We start from the raw sequence: 17,387 nt of genomic DNA, 5'->3' as shown, positions 1-17,387 counted from the left end.
CCGCAAGTTTTCAGGTCATGCCCAATTCATGTAAGTCGTCTGTTTCCTCAGATAGCCATCGAAGCCATAAGCGCCGTCTTCACCCCCAACACCGGACAGCCCCCAACCGGTGTGAAATCCCTGCACGGCTTCGCCATTCGAGCGGTTCAGGTACAATTCGCCGAACTTCAATCGGCTCGGGGCCTCCATCAATCGGCGGTGCGATGCCGTAAAGAGATAGGCGGACAGCCCGAATGAAGTGTCATTCGCAAAACTAATCGCCTGATCAAAATCCTCGACTCGCATGGCTGTCGCAACGGGACCAAAGACCTCCTCTTGCATCGCGGCATTGCCGTTGTCGGAGACCTCAAGAACGGTCGGGGACATCCAGTGCCCCTTGCGATGCGCACCGTCCGTCAAGGGCCCACCTTCGAGATGGACCGTGGCACCTTCGGCGATGCTGCGTTGGATGATATTAGCGACCTTGGTCACCTCGACTTTGCTGACTTTGGGACCCAGATCGCAGTCTTCCATGGGATCCCCGATCGACAAAGCGCGGGCTGCGGACACGAATTTTTCAAGGAACTGATCCGCAATGTCGTGATGCAGATACATCCGCTCGTTGCAGGTGCAAATCTGGCCGCAATTGGCAAACCGGGCGCCAATGGCGGCCGAGACTGCGGCATCAATATCCGCATCCTCCATCACTATGAACGGAGCCTTACCGCCGAGCTCGAGCCGGACGACCTTTATCCGGTCGGCCGCGGCGCGAAATATCTCTTTCCCGGCGCGCGTGCTGCCGGTCATCGTGATCAGTGACGTATCGGGGTGTTCGACCAGCCGCTGCCCCACCACCGGCCCCTTCCCCGTCAGAACATTCAGAACACCGGGCGGAAACCCGACCTTGTCGGCAAGCTCGGCGACCGCAAGACCGGACAACGGCGTGATTTCATGCCCCAACAGAACAACGGTATTGCCCGCGACCAGCGCGGGTCCGACCTTCCTGGCGGCCAATGCCAAGGGATAGTTCCAGGCCGTCAACGCAACAACAACGCCATAAGGATGACGCCGGATCTGGATTTCCTCGGACGTATTGTCCGATGCCACTATGTCACCCGAAATCCTCCGGGCCTCTTCAGCTGCATGGCAAAGAAAAGTGACGGCGGCATCTACTTCACCTCGGGCTTGCGAGATCGGCTTGCCCTGCTCGGCCGTGATCAGGACTGCCAGACGACCGGCGTCGGCCCGGATGGCCTCAGCGAGTTTCAAAACCAGTCGCGCCCGCTCGATCGCCGGGCGCGAAGACCACGCGCCAAAAGCGCGGCGGGCCGCCTCGACCGCTGCATCCGCATGAGCGGCAGTGCCATCTGGAACTTGCGCAACGATCTCTTCATTTGCAGGGTTCTCGACATCAACCGTGCCCGCGCCAAAGTCGGCAAAGCGGCCATCGACAAACATCGAATGGCGAATGACTTGACCCAACTCCCCCACTACAGATCGCAATTTCGCCTCCCGCGCTTGCTCGGCCAAACCACAGTGGCGACCGCACCGTCGATCAAAACACTAATAATATTATTTCGTCAACACTAATATTAATTATTAGTTACTAATATTAGTTGCACACCTTCTGCATAATCGATAAAAAGGATGCGAACAAAAAGGTTGAGCGATGAACAATCAAGCGAACAAAGCCGGGCAGCACAGGGGTGTGGGACGAGTCGCGGGCCGGCAGCGCGTAACGATGCACGACATTGCACGCGTCGCCGGATGCTCGCAGACGACAGTATCGCTGGTCCTCAACAAAAACGATTCCGTCAAAATCTCCAAGGACACCAAGCAACGAGTCCTGGATGCCGCCAACACGCTTGGATACGCCATGCCCTCTCAACTCAGGAAACCCCAGGACAGCGCACGCCGGCCAGCGGCGTTGGACGGAACCATCGCTTTTGTCGTGGATGATCTGGCGTCAAGCCCCGAAATGGTAAACGCGTTCAACGGCGTGAAACAGGTCGTTCGGGACACCGGAAATCTTGTATTGCTGGCAGAAACCCAAAACGACCCCGAGGTCGAGCCCAGAACGCTTAGATATTTCCTCGACCAACAGGTTGCGGGCATCATTTACGCAACCGTTTTCACCCGGCGGGTAGTTGTTCCGGAAATCCTCAGGCAGACCGCTACCCCGGTTCTGCTGCTGAACTGTTTTTGTGACGACCTCTCTTTTCCTGCGGTGATCCCCGGCGAAGTCGCTGCTGGACATACGGCGACCAACGCCCTGATCAAGGCTGGGCACAAGCGAATCGCCACCATCACCGGCGAGCCGTTCATGGAATGCGCGGCAGGACGAACGACCGGGTATAGAAACGCCTTGGCTTCTGCCGACATTCCATTTGACGAGGACTTGGTCATCGAAGGCAACTGGCTGCCCAGCGCAGGCTATGCTGCCACGCGGGAATTGATGGACCTGCACTCTCCGCCAACCGCCATTTTCTGCCAAAATGACCGCATGGCGATTGGCTGCTATGAAGCGCTCAAGGAACTTGGCCTGTCCATCCCCGAGGACATCTCGGTCATCGGATTTGACGATGATGAAACCGCGCGACACCTGTCGCCGCCCCTGACCTCGATGATCCTTCCTACTCGGGCGATGGGACGCTGGGTCGTCGAACAACTGTTCCACGGACCAACTGATGGTCAGCGGCACCCCCTCGTGAAGCTTGAATGCGAACTGGTCGAGCGCGACTCGATCAGCGAGCCCAAACGCCGGACCTGAAGGCGAAATCATGACGGAAACCTTCGATCACATCGTCATCGGCGGCGGCTCTGCCGGCGCCGCAGCTGCAGCGCGACTGGTAAACCAAGGCAAGTGCAGGGTTTTGGTGTTAGAGGCCGGTCATGCGCACCGCCATCCGTTGCTGGACATGCCGCCGGGCATCTTCAAGATGATCAACGGGTCAAAGTTCATGACCTATCACAAAACTGAACCGCAAGACCATCTGGACGGTCGTGTGCATGACATTCCGCAGGCCAATGTGTTGGGCGGCGGGTCTTCCGTTAATGCGCAGGTCTATATGCGTGGTCGCCCTTCTGATTATGACGCGTGGGACGACCTGCTACGACAGACCAATGACGGGGTCGGCTGGGGATGGGACGATGTACTGCCCTATTTCCGCAGGATGGAAGACAATAACAGGCTTCACAATGACCTGCATGGCAGCGACGGTCCGGTGCAGGTTTCGGATCCGGGGCATATCGATGACATGTCCCGTTGGTTCGTCCAGTCGGTTCAGGCCCTTGGCGAACCATTCAACACGGACTTCAACGGCGCAACGCAGCGTGGTGTCGGGTTCTATCAGTTCACCAATCGCGCTGGAAAGCGCAGCTCGTCGGCCTATGCTTTCCTCGCCCCTCTAGAGATGAACCCGCACTTGACCATCCGGCTTGGCGCAACGGTCAGCAAAGTCATCATTGAGAACGACAGGGCCGTCGGGGTGCAGTACCGGGACAAACGCGGAGCAAACACCGTCCGGTGCGATGGCGAGGTTGTCCTTGCTGCGGGCGCTCTGGTCACGCCGAAAATCCTAATGCTGTCAGGTATCGGACCGGATGCACAACTTGCAGAACACGGTATTCCCGCCATCTGCCCATTGCCCGGGGTCGGACAGAATCTGATCGACCACCCCGAAGTTCCCATCACTGCCTTTGCCAATGGTCCTTACGGATATTTCAAACAAGGTGAGGGCTGGCGGATGCTGCGCAACGGCATCCAGTTCAAACTGTTCGGCAGCGGCCCGGTGACTTCCGCGGGGGTCGAAGCCGGCGCCTTTGTCAATCCGTCGAACCCCGACGGAGAACCGACCATTCAGGCCTTTTGCGTGCCCATCGTCTATCTGGATCGCGACGCGCTGGACGAGGTGCAGGATGACTTTGGCCTGACCGTTACGACCGTGGTGGTCAAACCGAAATCACACGGAGAGGTTCGGCTTCGCTCGGCCGATCCTCACGCCCTGCCGGTGGTCTCGCCCAACCTTCTGAAGCATGAAGACGACATGCAGGAGATGATCCGGGGGCAGCGGTTCTTTCGCCGGGCATTCACGTCCGGCCCGCTTGCGCGAAGGATCCGCGAAATCGTCATTCCAACAGCGGATGACGATCAGACGCTGCGAGCACATTGCAAGCGGTTCGTGAAAACCAACTATCACCCGGCGGGCACCGCGAAAATGGGCCGGGACGGCGACGGAATGGCCGTGTTGGACGCCAGAATGCGCGTGCGCGGGATCGAGAGCTTGCGGGTGTGCGACATGTCCGCCGTGCCGGACATCAACGCCGGCAACACAAACGCGCCTGCCATGATGCTGGGTGAACGATGTGCCGACTTGATCCTTGGCATCGGATCGGCCCGCGAGATACGCAATTCCTGACCTGAGCTGCGGCGTCACCATTGGTTGATCCAACTTCTGGCGCAATGATATGGCCCCCGCCCTGCCCGTTGCACCGAAAACAGAATACCCTGCCTCAAGCCGTCAGGACGTTCCCCGCTAAAGGTGCAGGAGCGTGTGGCAAACGCCCTACAGAAAGTTGTCCCGCCCGGGCGTGAAACAATCGATCAACTCTCCGGCAGTCAGGCAAACACACCCATGGCTTGCGCCAGAAGGAATGATCAGGCTGTCAACAAGTCCCACCCAAAGCGACCCTCCCAAAACGCGACACTGAGCCCGGGGCCTGTCTCGTGCGCCGAGGGTACGGTCTGCTTCGCCTCTGATGGATAGCGCATGCGTCAAATCGCTGGAATTTCGGCTCAATTCCGGATCAGAAAACACAACTGAAGTGAGACAGGTATGAGTGGCGGTGCTGTCAGACGAATTCGAACCAGTCTCAGTTTGCCGCGGAAACCGCGAACCTATCCGGAACAAAGCTGATGCCACTCGCTAAGAGCGGCGGCGCGGGTCAGCTTGAAGGTGTCTCGACTGGCTAGCGATCTTTCCTGGTTGAAGTGATTGTAGACGGAGGAATGGACGGAGGCGAATTTCTGTAGACTTCGCATGCGCCTGAAACGCTGCATCGCGCGTTCGCGTCGTCGAAACGGCAGGTGTGAATTCTCGGCGCGGTTGTTGAGCCACCTGCCCGTCTGTTGTTTTTCGAACGCGCCTATTTCTCTGAGCGCAGCCTTGTAGGAAGCGAAGCGATCTGTGACGACCTCCTTGGCGCAACCGTGCCGTTTCATCAATTTCCTGAGGAATTTTAGTGCTGCAGCCTTGTTTCGGCGCTTGGTGACAACGGCTTCCAGCACTTCACCTTCGTGATCTACTGCACGCCACAGATAATGTCGCTTGCCATTCACCTTTACGAAAACCTCGTCCACGTGCCACTTCCATTTCGAGAACGCGCGCAGCTGCTGCACACGCTTCCGTCGGATCTCAGCTGCAAACATTGGACCAAACCTGTTCCACCAATATCGGACGGTTTCGTGGCTCACGTCGATGCCTCGCTCGTGCAACAGATCTTCGACATTTCGAAGCGAGAGCGGGAAACGGATGTACAGCATCACCGCAAGGCGGATGACCTCGGGACTGGTTTTGAAGTACTTGAAAGAGGCAGGTTTGGTCATGGGCAAAAGCTACGCAACCGTCCTGCCTGCCTCAAGACAAGTTCTTCTGACAAGACCAGCGCTTAGACGAGTTTTTCTGGCAAGTCGCTACCAATTATTCATCTTTTTCATAAACTATAAATGGCGTTCTCTTAGCGACTTTGTCGTACAGAACTCGACCGGGATAATTAAATTCTTGAGTTGTCCAGTAGGTGGTCGGAACACCGTCCTGCTTGGCGATCTGGAAGACAGTTTCGATTAGAGCTCGACCAACACCTTTTCCTCTAACCTGCTGATCAGCGAAGAGATCCATCAAATAACAGGTATCCTCCACCGACCACATGAACCTATGGTAAAGGTAGTGCGCTAGTCCAACCGGTTTCCCTTCTAACTCAGCGATGAGGCAATTGTATTCACCTGCATCTGTTGACAACAATCTGTTGAACGAAACCTCGTAGACTTCTTCTGAGACAGAGGTCTCGTAGAAATCCAAGTATGCCGTCCATAAGCGCCGCCACTCTTCGTTGTCTTTCAATTCAAGCGGACGGATGATTAAGCCTTCCGGCATGGGTGATTTCTCCTGCGTTCCCTTGAGTGCGTACAACCGAGATCGTCCAGCGCAGTCAAATCGGCTGCTGCCGGACATCCAGACGATCATGTCTAAGTGGAATGTCCTCATCCACTGCTTCGTCCAATTCCTGCGCGTATCGATGGCCTGAATAAACCGCCGCCGCAATTATCGCCGGAGCGTCGCAATCTCCTATGCGACGAAGGCTGAACGGCAAATCCTCGGAACTCGCCCGCCCCAGTAATCCCCTGTAGAGACCATCATTTGGCTTCCGAGCAGTAACCATCACTATGTTGGCAACCGGAACATTCACATTTGGACCGCCATAGGCGCACTCCAACTCTGCGATTTCGCCATCAAATTGCTTAAGCGACTTTGACGGCAGGACCTCGACCCCTAAGCGAAGCAAATGCGTTCTGATGCGCCAACGTTCGGACGTATTTCTTGCCCAGTCAGAAACACTGTCAAACGGTGTGACCAGCGTGACGGCATGTCCCTGCGTTCTGATTTTTTCAGCAACAACACTGGCCATGTAGTAGCCATCACCATCAAAAACGAGCGCTGGTCCAATGGGAAGATTCCCATCCATGATGTCATCGGGAGTAAAGACCCGACCTAAGGCTGACCCTTTTGCGACCGGGGCGAAACGTTCTTCGTCAAAATGCTCTTTTCGCCAAGTCGCGCCGGTTGCGATCGCAACGTGGTCAGCATCGACGGCCAAGATATCGTCAACTGTCAGCGGGCTTTCACGGTAGATTTCAACGTTGGGCATCTCCATCAATTGCTGCTCGCGATAATCTTTGACGCGAATGTACTCGCTCATTCCAGGCAGAGCCGCTTCGCGCGAGACCCTGCCACCCAACTCACGAGTAGCTTCCGCCAATTGGACATCATACCCACGCACGCCAAGTGCCCGTGCCGCTTCCAGTCCGGCAGCGCCTGCCCCGACAATCAAGACGCGCGCATCTGAGGATTTCTTACGAATGATTTCAGGGTGCCAGCCTTTGCGCCACTCCTCTCCCATTGTTGGGTTCTGAGTGCATCGAATAGGTACCCCTATCGAGTCACTGGCGTAACAAACATTGCATCCGATACACTCGCGGATCGCGGACAAGCGTCCTTCTTCGATCTTCTTTGGAAGGTAAGGATCAGCGATTGAGGGGCGTGCAGCCCCAATGAAATCCGTAATCCCCCGCCTGACTTGCGAGACCATGGTATCAGGTGACGTGAAGCGACCAACGGTCACGACGGGCTTATCCGTCACGGACTTGACCCAATGCATATAGGGTTCAAGAGCAGCTTCTTTAGTAAAACGGGAGACACCCATCTCAACCGAGTAATCTGCGATGTTGATATCCCACAAATCCGGAAGATCGGAGAGCATCTCAAACATCTCTCGTCGCTCACCATAGATTGGCTGGCCATCCTCGCCGATCTCTTCGTCAGCCGAGAACCGAACGGCCACGGCGCACCGGTCGCCAACGGCGTCCTTGGTTTCCTGAATCAATTCTCGGGTGAGACGCACCCTATTTTCTAAGTTGCCACCATATTCGTCACCGCGCGTATTCACGCGCGGATGCAAAAAATTCGAGATCAGGTATCCGTGCGTTGCATAGACATAGACAACGTCAAATCCAGCGTCCCGTGCCCTCAATGCGGCCTTTCGATGCCAGCGGCGTAGATCCCGGATGTCCTGCTTGTCCATTGCACGGGTCTGAAAAGGGTGCCCTTTCGTATTGGGACGGCTGTCGACGTCCATGCTCGGCAACCGGGAAAACAAGTTGTTCGAGTTGGCGCCTCCGTACCAAAGCTCAGCACCTGCCAAGCTACCGTATTCGTGTACGGCATCGGTCATAAGTGTGTGCGCCCGAACATCACTTTCATCCCAAAGCGAAGCATAAGGATGCGGTAGGTCATCAGACGACGGGTGGATCGAGTTATACTCTGTGCATATGACGCCCCACCCCCCTTGCGCCTTCACTTTTCGCATTGCAGCAAGAGTACGCGGATATTGCCAACCCATACCTGTACAGTGCGGCACCTGATAGAACCGATTTGGCGCAGTAACTGGCCCGATTTGAACCGGTTCGAAAAGGATATCGTAGCGAGGGTCCCTATCCATTTTTTGATCCTTGGTTGGCTGCGCCATGCGCTGGCTGATCTTGTCTGGAGTGTCCGGTTTGAAAGCCGCTCTGTTTCAACCACCGTTTTTGAACGCGGGCATTCGAAAGTGATCTGGGTAGACCTTGGCAAGAAAGGCGGCAATGTGATCCCGGGCAACCGAACGTTGAAAGTTCTCGGGATAGGTCAAAAGCTCCAACCAGATTCCGTCGTACAGAGATTCCAGAATATTGACGACTTGCCTTGGCGGTATGTCCTTGTATCCACCGTCTTCAGCAATCTCTGAACACAGTCTCAGTGCTACGTCGTACCGCTCCTGATCGATGTCATTGATCAGACTGCGATAGACTTCGCGCCGTCCTGCCTCTCCAAAAAACGCAAACCAAACAGCTAGCTTTTTTGGCGTGCAAATCTGAGGGTAAAAGTGCGCATCGACGATCGCCAACAATTTTTCAGGCGCTGACAATCCTGCATTGTCAAAGGCTTCCAACCACTGTTCGTGGTGTTCCTTTGCTAGAAACAGCAACGTTTCTTCCAGCAAGTTCTGCTTACTTTTGAAGTGGAAGTTGACGATGCCCAATGACAAACCTGCAATCTCGGTCACTGTGGACATGGTCGTTCCACCAATCCCGTTTTCGGCAATCGAGTCGATTGTCGCATCGATGAGTTGTTGTCTCCTCACCTCCTTGGTCTCGGTACGACGCCGTCCCTCAGGGTTTGTTTTTTCGATTGGCGATTGTCTCACCAAAATGCATCCCATCTACTAAGCACTTCTTTTGTCTTGCCTGCCCCCAACAGCCGTTCTCACTCAGCGTGTGGACGATTGACATCTAAGCGATAGATGCCATTGATTGAACGATCATTCAATGGAAAAGAGAAAATGATTTGAAAACATCCGGACGTACGCAATCGCAGATCTAGAGTTCCGACCAAAAAGTGAAAACCGGATCGTGCACCAAAGAAATAACTCTACGATGCAAAGCCCCCAAAGGCTCAACGCGGCCTTCAATGGCGGCCCAAGCCGCGTCTGCCTGCGATTGATCCCTGAACTCTACAACAGCCATAAGCGTATGGTTGCGCAGCTCGTCGGTATCGTAACCACTTGCGGGGATGCGCCTGCACAAAGGCGTACCCTCGGCGGCAAGGTCCGTCTTGATCAAGTGTTCGACAAACGCGTTCCACGCCTGCTCGAATGCATCGAGCTCGACGGTTGGTTTCAATTCGAATTGGTTCAAAAGTCTGGGCATTCGTCACATACTATCCGGCAAGTATCACGAGCCAAACCTACGTAGTTCCCCCCACAAGGCAAGCGCGAGGCCACTAGATGATCCGAAACGAAAACCCAGTCATTGCAAATAGCCTGTGGTCAGCAACAGCAGGCTATTCGTCAGAATGTCCACAATTGGTTGGCGAACAGCACTCTGACGTGACCGTGATTGGCGCCGGGTTTACCGGGCTTTCGGCAGCACTTCACCTGGCCGAGAAAGGCGTCAAAGCTGTTGTCATCGATGCGCATCATCCGGGCTGGGGAGCTTCTGGACGTAATGGCGGTCAAATCAATGTAGGCCTAAAGGACGGGCCGACGGGCATCAAAACCAAATTTGGTGACATCTGGGGAACCAGAATGATCCGAATGGCCGGTGACGCCGCCGATCTTGTGTTTGACTTAATAACTCGACACGGGATTGAGTGCGACGCAAATCGTCCTGGCTGGCTGCGCGCGGCGCATAGTAAAAAAACACTCAGTGAACTACACAAACTAGCCGAGGATTGGGACAACCACGGCGGGGGTATGGTATCGCTTGATCAAAGCGAAATGCAGCGACTGACCGGGACCGAAGCTTACCTTGGCGGCGTTCTGGATCGCCGCGGCGGTGTTTTGCACCCGTTAAACTATGCACTTGGCCTGGCCGAAGCAGGTCGCCGCAATGGCGTGCAAATTTTCGGTGGAACGCCTGCCAAGCAGATTTTGTCAGAGGCCGGTCGCTTTCGGATTGAAACTCCCAAAGGAGCGGTTATCTCAGAAAAAGTGCTGATCTGTACGAACGCCTATTCTGGAGATCTGCATCCGCGCTTGGCTAAATCCGTTTTGCCCGTTCGCTCGGTCCAAGTCGCTACGGCGCCCCTGTCCGACAATGTCCGCCAGTCAATTCTGCCAGAAGGCAACGCTTTGTCAGACGCACGACGCCTGCTTCTGTACTTCAGGCAAGACGCGGAAGGTCGCTTTCTTATGGGAGGACGCGGTACCTACAACGACAAGTCCACTCTCAAACAAATTGAGCGGTTGAAACGCATTTCTGTTGAACTTTTCCCCCAATTATCTGGTGTTCAGTGGGAATACGAGTGGGGCGGCTTTGTTGCTTTGACTAAAGATCACTATCCGCATCTGCATGAGCTCGCACCAGGGATTGTGACAGGTTTGGGATACAATGGGCGCGGCGTTGCCATCGCCACGGCAATGGGGCGCGTCCTCGCCAAATGGGCGACTGGAACCAAATCAGACGAGCTGGAATTTCCTGTCACTCCTCTCAGACCACTGCCTTTTTCCTTCGCGAAAGAGACTCTGGTCGAAGCAGAAATCCTGCGCCTGAAACTCTTAGACAAGTTGGGCCTTTAGAAGGCCCGCAAACAGCGCCGCCTAGCGGTTTTGGGAGAAGAAGCGATAGGTCAACGCGATAGCGGCCAATGAGAGACCTGAGCCGTATCCGATCCAAACTCCGTTGGGACCGAACCCAAGCCAAAAGCCCAGCGCATATCCAAGCGGCAAAGCAAAGACCCAATAGGCAATCAGGGTAATGGCGACAGGAACATGATTGTCCATCATGCCCCGAAATGCGCCTAGCATTGTCCCCTGCACGCCATCTGCGATCTGCATTGCAGCAATCACAAGGAACATCGATATCGCGAGAGAAACAACTTTTGGATCATCTGAGAGGCTATTGGCCAAAGGAGCGCGGCCAATCAGAATACCAGTAACGACAACGGCCATCCAACTAACGATGACCAACAGCGATGCCAATACTATCGGCTTCAGCCTTTCTTTTTCATCGGCGCCAATGGCCTGAGCTACACGTATCGAAATTGCAATCGAAACGCCCAAGGGCACCATGTAAACTACGTCGCTGACCGCAGAAACGATTTGATGCGCGGCGAGCGCAGCGGCGCTGAACCAACCAAGCATAAGGCCGGCAACTGCGTAAGCGGCCCCCTCCCCCAGATAACCAACGGAGATAATGAATCCTTCTTTGAGCTGCGCTTTGACCTCGGATCTGTCGAAACTCGCGGCCCTCAGAAGGCCTCTCTTTCTTTTCCATACTCGTATGATCACGAGCGCCATGATCAACGGCACTATCTGAGACAACAGACTTGCAATCCCGGCGCCAACAAGACCCAGACCTGGCCAGCCACCAACTCCGTGGATCAAAACATAGTTTGAAGGGATGTTGAAACCGACCGCAAGAAACGCAAGACCAACCCCAATCCACGGACGGTTCATGGCGTCAAAGAGAGCCTTAAGCGTGTAGAAAACCGTGAAGGGCACCAAAAGAAGGCTCATCGCAATCCAATACCCGCCAATTAGACTGACCACTTCAGGCGGCTGCCCAATCCAAGAAAGAGCAGGCTTAAGGCAGATCATTGCAACAGCGCCAACTGACCCCACGACTAGGGAAACAAAAACCCCGGCGTTTGTTGCTGCTGCCAACCCTTGGTCACTTGTTTTCCCAAAAGCTTCGGCCATACGCACACCAATTGCGGACACAAAGCCGTAGAGCGCTGAATAGAAAATGATCAGCACCGAGGCCGTAATTGAGACCGCCGCCAGAGGAAGTGTGCCCAACGGGGCCACCATCACTGTGTCAACGACACCAATCAAAGCAGCAGCAGCAAGAGAAATGACTATCGGAAAGGCAAGCCGCGCAAGGTAACGCGCCTCTTTTAAGATGGCGCCCCAGGATGGCCGAGGCCGCTGCGATATCCGAACTCGCGTCATATTGTGGGGCCTTTCAGTCGAAATTGACTAAGCCGTATCTCCAAGTAATTCTGGAACCAAACGAACAAGGCATCCCCAGGCAGCTTGCTCCGCCTGCTTTCGGCTCAGGCCTTCCGGAGCTAGATGCAATCGTTGCCAATAGCCATCCGTTAATGTCTCCATCCATTCAGCCATTTGATCTGCTGATATAGCGTCGTCTGCTGAGAGCAGTTCATTCCAGATCAATCTCAAAGTCTCTCTTCGACGTGTCTCAAAATGCTCGGCAACTTCGTCATACTGCAGCTGAAATCGAAGCTCGCCCCAAAATGCATACCAAAGGGGCAAGACATCGGGACCACAGGCATCCGGGTGGAAGTCAGCTTTTATCAAAGCCCTTATCTTTTCGGCGGGCTTGTCCCCTGCTCGCTCTAAAGAAGCTGTCCAGTGCTTTTCGTAACGCTGGTAAAGGTCGCGCAATGTTTCTGTCAGAAGACCTAGTTTTGACTTGAAGTAAAACGCCGCGACACCCTGAGAAAGCTCAGCCTCAGACGCCACCGTTGCAAGCGTCGTTTTTGCCAACCCGTGCGTCAATATAGAGCGGCAAGCCGCGTCCAGCAGCTGCCGGCGACGACGATCTGCGTTCTCCTTCCGCTCTTTGCGAGGACGTTTCCGCTCAACTTCGACCAATTGCCGCTCCTCCTACGAATGCAGCCATCTACAGCGCGCAAAAAAGATGCGTCAATAGCTTGAAGTTTATTTGAGCGCTCAAATAAACTTTACGAACGCGCACCCGATCTGTAAACGGAAGAGAAAGGGATGGAGCAATTTGACAGTTGATAACAGATACGATGTGATTGTGGCTGGCGCTGGTCACAACGGATTAACCGCCGCAGCCTATTTGGCGCGCGCTGGCATGCGTGTTTTGGTGGTCGAAAAGAACGACTGGATTGGTGGCGCGGCAGTCAGCCGGTCGCTACACGAGGGTTGGACATACTCCAACTGCTCGTACGTTTGCTCTCTTCTGCGGCGCGAGATTGCCAGGGACCTCGAGCTTCCGAAATACGGACTTCAGGTTATTCCGTATGAAGGCGGCGCGAGCTTCACACGCGATGGGGATTACTTCGCCTACTATTCCGATCACAACGCACTGAAGCGTGAGATGGCACGTCATTCTGAAAAAGATGCCGACGCCTATCGCCGCTATTCGCAAGCCATTATGCGGCAATGCCGTTTTATCCGTCCGTTTCTACTTCGGGACGCACCGGACCCCGCTTCTCTCCATCCGCGCGATCTCGGCGAACTGGCATACCTCGTAAAAAAAGCACATGGGCTGGGTAATCGGGAGCTTGGTGAAACGCTGAAATTCTGGACAATATCCATTGGTGACTTCCTGGATGAACACTTCGAAAACGACCTGATTAAAGCCCATTTGGCAGGTTCAGGTATTATCGGAACCGGCCTCGGAGTGTACTCGCCCGGAACGGCCTACGTACTTCTTCATCACTACATGGGTGATATTGATGGCGGCATTGGTGCCTGGGGTTTCGCGCGCGGTGGGATGGGCGCGATTTCGAATGCGATTGCTGCCTCATTCAAAGAGCACGGGGGTACGATTCACACAGGTTCAGGGGTTGAGAAAATCCTCAGCAAAGATGGACGCGTTGAAGGTGTAGCTCTCGAGGACGGCAAGGTTTTTTATGCCCCTGTCGTTGCCTCCAATATGGATATCAAACGCACTGTTCTGCACCATATTGACGCGGCCGAGTTGCCGGATGACTTCACCAAGGCGGTGCGGAACTTCAAAATTCGCGGATCTTCGGCGAAACTCAACATCGCACTTGATCGCTTTCCAAATTTCCCTGCAGCACCCGAGCACACCAGCTTCCTCAGGGGTGATTTGCATGTGTCGCAGAGCCTCCTTGAACTTGAAAAGGCCTACGATGATTGGAAAGTCGGGCGCTGGTCGGAAAAGCCTTATATTGACATGCTCATCCCTAGCCAGATTGATCCGACTATGGCGCCGACAGGTGCCCACATGATGACGGTTTTCGTCCAATATGCGCCTTATGACCTAGAAGTCGACGGCGTTAAATCGGCCGAGAATTGGGACGAAAAGCAGCGCAACGCGATGGCAGAAACTGTACTCGACCAGATGTCTGTGGCGTGTCCCGACATTCGCGAGCGCGTTGTTCATATGGAAGTTCGCTCACCATTGGAAATTGAGCGCGAGGTCGGTCTGACAGAGGGCAACATTTTCCAAGGCGAACTGACTTTTGATCAGCTTTTCTTCAATCGGCCCGTCCCGGGTTGGTCGCAGTACAATTTACCTATCAAGGGGCTTTATTTGTGCGGGTCGTCCGCCCATCCCGGCGGAGGGGTTATGGGGGCCCCAGGTGCAAACGCTGCCCGCGCTATTCTCAGAAAAGAAACACGGCATGGCCGAATGAAGGGGTATGCCGCATGAGCCAATTTGATTCGATTGTCGTTGGCGGCGGTGTAAACGGCCTGATTGCCGGAACACTCCTTGGTCGACGCGGCAAGAATGTCTGTATCATTGAGAAATCCGACAGTTTCGGCGGCATGGCGTCTTATTCTGTGGACGGCGGTCCGACCCTTGCACATTCGCTATACAACCTGAGCCCGCGGGCATTGGGTGACATCGGCATAGGTATTCAACACCCTGTCCTTTCCAGCAAACCCGTCTCCACGGTCTCTCTGTCTGAGGATGGGCGGCACATCGTCTTCAAGAACGACGGCGTGTATTGGAGCGACGGGACAAAACACCGGGAATCAGATGCCTGGTCTGATCTGACACGCCAGCTGATTACATATGGAGACCTTTTGCGCCAACTCGCCGAGGCTCCACCTCCCGGGGGGCAAAAGGCCATCCTTTCCCGGGGTGCGCTCAACGAGTTCTTGCGCCTTGCGAAACTGGGCATAGGCCTGAAAAAGCTGGGCAAATCTGAAATGCGGCGTTTCCTGCAGGTCGTCTTATCTAATGTCCACGACATTATCCTAGATGACCTGTCGGAAGGACCGGTGGCTGGAATGCTTGCTGCTGATGCAATCTGGGGGACAGCCACTGGTCCAAGATCTCCGGGCACTGTGTTCAATCTGATCTATCGTTTGGGTCACGGAGGGACCATCACTCAACCAGCAGGCGGGATGTGCGCGTTAACCGATTTGATGGTGGAAGCTGCGCAAAAGGCAGGTTGCCTGCTGATGCCGGACACTGAAGTATCCCGCATTCTGTTGGACAACGATGCAGTCTCCGGAGTGGAAACCACCGATGGACGAACCATTGCCGCGCCTAATGTGCTCAGCAGCCTTGCCCCGAAACTAACAAGCCGAATGACCGGTCCCTCTGCCTTTGACATCGAAACGATGCGGCGAGTGCGAAATATACGGGCGCGTGGAACAACGGCTAAGGTCAATCTACGGCTCAAGGATAGCTCCGCCCTGCCCAGCCTGAGTGACGAATTGGCACACGAACGTCTGATCTATGCTCCTTCTGTGGAATACGTCGAAGCTGCGTTCAATCCGGCTAAGTATGGTCAAATGTCCAAAGCACCTGTGATTGAAGCTTTCAATATGCAGACAGCCGACGGGGCAAGCTGGCTGTCAACCATAGTGCAATATGCGCCATCTGACCTTGAAGGCGGCTGGACTGAGACTGCAAAGGAACAGCTTGCGGAAATTGCAGTCGAAACTCTTAGCCGCGCCCTGCCCGGCTTGGGTGATCAAATTGCAGGTAAGCAGGTCATAACACCGGATAAAATCGAAAGCGCAACCGGAGCGCCCGGCGGGCACTGGCACCATGCAGAAATGTCTTTGGACCAGCTCCTGACACTTCGGCCCACGAACGGGATGTCCAGATACTCCATGGGGCCGAAAGGGCTGTTCCAATGCGGTGCAGCAACGCATCCCGGTGGCGACGTCATGGGCCTCGCTGGTCGCAATGCGGCCCTGGCGGCGCTGGAGGCTCAGCCATGAGCATCTTTACCGATCCAAAACTCGGTTTGATACCCGGGCCATTTCACAAAAAACTCGAAGAGCAAAATCGCGCACAAAATTGGTACGATTGGGCCGGTTATGCTGGCCCGGGTGTGCTGGACAGTGTCGAGTTCGAGTACTTCGCGCTGCGAAATCAGGCCTCTTTGTTTGATATCTCACCAATGCACAAGTACCGATTGACCGGGCCGGACACGACCGCGATGCTCAATCGCCTCGTGACACGGGACGTCCGAAAAATCAGCGTTGGTCGCGTGGGGTACGCGGTCTGGTGTGATGAAGAGGGTATGGTCATCGATGACGGGACTCTTTTCCATCTTGGCGACAACGATTGGCGCCTTTGTTGTCAGGAACAAATGCTGACATGGCTACTCGACGCTGCATGGGGTTTTGACGTTTCAGTCGTCGACGAAACTCACAGTGTTGCTGGACTTTCGCTGCAAGGGCCGACCTCTTATGCAGTTTTGGAAGCCGCTGGTTTAGATGTCAGCAAGCTGAAGCCATTCGATCTCGCTCAAATTGAACACAGTCTCATGATCTCGCGGACGGGTTTTACTGGTGACTTAGGTTACGAGCTCTGGTGCGACTGGGACAAGGCAGAAGCGCTTTGGGACAGAATTTGGAAAGGCGGCACACATCAGGGACTACGCGCCATTGGATACGAAGCTGTAAACTTGGCCCGCATCGAAGCCGGTTTTCTGACCGCAGGTGTGGATTTTCAACCGGTTCATGCGACCGAACGGTTGCACCGAGGCCAAACACCCTTCGAACTTGGTCTGGGTCGGCTAGTCGATTTCAACAAAGGACATTTCAATGGCCGGCGAGAGCTGCTGTCCAAGCGAGAGAATCCAAGAAGCCTCCTCCTACGTTTCGATGTCGAAGGATTCAAACCCTCGGAAGGGTCGTTGATCTACAATCGGCGCAAAAAAGAAGTTGGGCACATAACATCCGGGATATGGTCGCCGACCGCCAAGCGCAGCATTGCGTTGGCCCATGTCCGTATGCCGGATGCTGGCCGGTCATCTGGCTTAAAGGCCGAGATTTACACTCTGCAAGAAGGCAAATGGCGCACCAGGATGGCGCGCCTCACTCCTGTCACCAAAGCCTTTTTCGCACCGCCCCGCGCACGAGCTACGCCACCGGCCCGCACCTAA

General features: G+C 54.9%; 14 protein-coding genes. 6 read left to right on the top strand and 8 right to left on the bottom strand.

Annotated elements, in window-relative coordinates; translation table 11 throughout:
• Positions 1 to 15: 15 nt before the first annotated feature.
• Entirely contained in the window at positions 16 to 1,482 is a 1,467-nt protein-coding gene (locus tag ACR0A2_RS00170) for an aldehyde dehydrogenase family protein (protein ID WP_480833667.1), read from the bottom strand.
• Between the two features lie 238 nt (positions 1,483 to 1,720).
• On the opposite strand from ACR0A2_RS00170, the gene ACR0A2_RS00165 reads away from it, so the two are divergent.
• Together ACR0A2_RS00165 and ACR0A2_RS00160 are read left to right on the top strand one after the other, a co-directional pair.
• Complete coding sequence (locus ACR0A2_RS00165) at positions 1,721 to 2,749, top strand: LacI family DNA-binding transcriptional regulator (protein WP_480833666.1); 1,029 nt, start codon at positions 1,721 to 1,723, stop codon at positions 2,747 to 2,749.
• A gap of 10 nt (positions 2,750 to 2,759) precedes the next feature.
• Entirely contained in the window at positions 2,760 to 4,397 is a 1,638-nt protein-coding gene (locus tag ACR0A2_RS00160) for a GMC family oxidoreductase (protein WP_480833665.1), read from the top strand.
• A gap of 479 nt (positions 4,398 to 4,876) precedes the next feature.
• Here ACR0A2_RS00160 and ACR0A2_RS00155 read toward each other — a convergent pair whose 3' ends face one another.
• From ACR0A2_RS00155 to ACR0A2_RS00135, 5 genes are all read right to left on the bottom strand, one after another.
• Complete coding sequence (locus ACR0A2_RS00155) at positions 4,877 to 5,584, bottom strand: IS6 family transposase (protein ID WP_480833663.1); 708 nt, start codon at positions 5,582 to 5,584, stop codon at positions 4,877 to 4,879.
• A gap of 94 nt (positions 5,585 to 5,678) precedes the next feature.
• Entirely contained in the window at positions 5,679 to 6,221 is a 543-nt protein-coding gene (locus tag ACR0A2_RS00150; protein ID WP_371810531.1) for a GNAT family N-acetyltransferase, read from the bottom strand.
• Positions 6,187 to 8,253: an oxidoreductase gene (locus ACR0A2_RS00145; RefSeq protein ID WP_480834441.1), complete on the bottom strand. Its 2,067-nt coding sequence runs from the start codon at positions 8,251 to 8,253 to the stop codon at positions 6,187 to 6,189. Before ACR0A2_RS00145 ends, ACR0A2_RS00150 begins: the two co-directional genes overlap by 35 nt.
• A 75-nt stretch (positions 8,254 to 8,328) precedes the next feature.
• Positions 8,329 to 9,012, bottom strand: a complete 684-nt coding sequence (locus ACR0A2_RS00140) for a TetR/AcrR family transcriptional regulator (RefSeq protein ID WP_480833662.1) — start codon at positions 9,010 to 9,012, stop codon at positions 8,329 to 8,331.
• Positions 9,013 to 9,169: 157 nt separating this feature from the next.
• Positions 9,170 to 9,499 (bottom strand): DUF6614 family protein, encoded by a 330-nt coding sequence (locus tag ACR0A2_RS00135; protein WP_170463965.1) that lies wholly within the window; start codon positions 9,497 to 9,499, stop codon positions 9,170 to 9,172.
• Between the two features lie 77 nt (positions 9,500 to 9,576).
• Here ACR0A2_RS00135 and ACR0A2_RS00130 point away from each other — a divergent pair, with 77 nt between their 5' ends.
• Positions 9,577 to 10,869, top strand: coding sequence for an NAD(P)/FAD-dependent oxidoreductase (locus ACR0A2_RS00130; protein ID WP_170463967.1), 1,293 nt, complete (start codon positions 9,577 to 9,579; stop codon positions 10,867 to 10,869).
• 21 nt (positions 10,870 to 10,890) lie between these two features.
• Here ACR0A2_RS00130 and ACR0A2_RS00125 read toward each other — a convergent pair whose 3' ends face one another.
• Together ACR0A2_RS00125 and ACR0A2_RS00120 are read right to left on the bottom strand one after the other, a co-directional pair.
• Complete coding sequence (locus ACR0A2_RS00125; RefSeq protein ID WP_480833661.1) at positions 10,891 to 12,243, bottom strand: MATE family efflux transporter; 1,353 nt, start codon at positions 12,241 to 12,243, stop codon at positions 10,891 to 10,893.
• Positions 12,244 to 12,270: 27 nt separating this feature from the next.
• Entirely contained in the window at positions 12,271 to 12,909 is a 639-nt protein-coding gene (locus tag ACR0A2_RS00120) for a TetR family transcriptional regulator C-terminal domain-containing protein (RefSeq protein WP_170352673.1), read from the bottom strand.
• Positions 12,910 to 13,048: 139 nt separating this feature from the next.
• Here ACR0A2_RS00120 and ACR0A2_RS00115 point away from each other — a divergent pair, with 139 nt between their 5' ends.
• The 3 genes from ACR0A2_RS00115 to ACR0A2_RS00105 are packed head-to-tail and all read left to right on the top strand — an operon-like array spanning position 13,049 to position 17,387.
• Complete coding sequence (locus ACR0A2_RS00115; RefSeq protein ID WP_480833660.1) at positions 13,049 to 14,686, top strand: phytoene desaturase family protein; 1,638 nt, start codon at positions 13,049 to 13,051, stop codon at positions 14,684 to 14,686.
• Complete coding sequence (locus tag ACR0A2_RS00110; RefSeq protein ID WP_480833659.1) at positions 14,683 to 16,215, top strand: phytoene desaturase family protein; 1,533 nt, start codon at positions 14,683 to 14,685, stop codon at positions 16,213 to 16,215. Before ACR0A2_RS00115 ends, ACR0A2_RS00110 begins: the two co-directional genes overlap by 4 nt.
• Positions 16,128 to 17,387, top strand: a complete 1,260-nt coding sequence (locus ACR0A2_RS00105) for an aminomethyl transferase family protein (protein WP_480833658.1) — start codon at positions 16,128 to 16,130, stop codon at positions 17,385 to 17,387. The genes ACR0A2_RS00110 and ACR0A2_RS00105 overlap by 88 nt, the downstream gene beginning before the upstream one ends.

Source organism: Ruegeria sp. H8, from assembly GCF_056532905.1.
This window is presented reverse-complemented; position numbering and strand designations above follow the sequence as displayed.

Coding starts and splice junctions, on each gene's coding strand:
- ACR0A2_RS00165 (WP_480833666.1), top strand. CDS start 1,721: ATGCACGACATTGCACGCGTCGCCGGATGCTCGCAGACGACAGTATCG.
- ACR0A2_RS00160 (WP_480833665.1), top strand. CDS start 2,760: ATGACGGAAACCTTCGATCACATCGTCATCGGCGGCGGCTCTGCCGGC.
- ACR0A2_RS00155 (WP_480833663.1), bottom strand. CDS start 5,584: ATGACCAAACCTGCCTCTTTCAAGTACTTCAAAACCAGTCCCGAGGTC.
- ACR0A2_RS00150 (WP_371810531.1), bottom strand. CDS start 6,221: ATGATCGTCTGGATGTCCGGCAGCAGCCGATTTGACTGCGCTGGACGA.
- ACR0A2_RS00145 (WP_480834441.1), bottom strand. CDS start 8,253: ATGGATAGGGACCCTCGCTACGATATCCTTTTCGAACCGGTTCAAATC.
- ACR0A2_RS00140 (WP_480833662.1), bottom strand. CDS start 9,012: ATGGGATGCATTTTGGTGAGACAATCGCCAATCGAAAAAACAAACCCT.
- ACR0A2_RS00135 (WP_170463965.1), bottom strand. CDS start 9,499: ATGCCCAGACTTTTGAACCAATTCGAATTGAAACCAACCGTCGAGCTC.
- ACR0A2_RS00130 (WP_170463967.1), top strand. CDS start 9,577: ATGATCCGAAACGAAAACCCAGTCATTGCAAATAGCCTGTGGTCAGCA.
- ACR0A2_RS00125 (WP_480833661.1), bottom strand. CDS start 12,243: ATGACGCGAGTTCGGATATCGCAGCGGCCTCGGCCATCCTGGGGCGCC.
- ACR0A2_RS00110 (WP_480833659.1), top strand. CDS start 14,683: ATGAGCCAATTTGATTCGATTGTCGTTGGCGGCGGTGTAAACGGCCTG.
- ACR0A2_RS00105 (WP_480833658.1), top strand. CDS start 16,128: ATGCGGTGCAGCAACGCATCCCGGTGGCGACGTCATGGGCCTCGCTGG.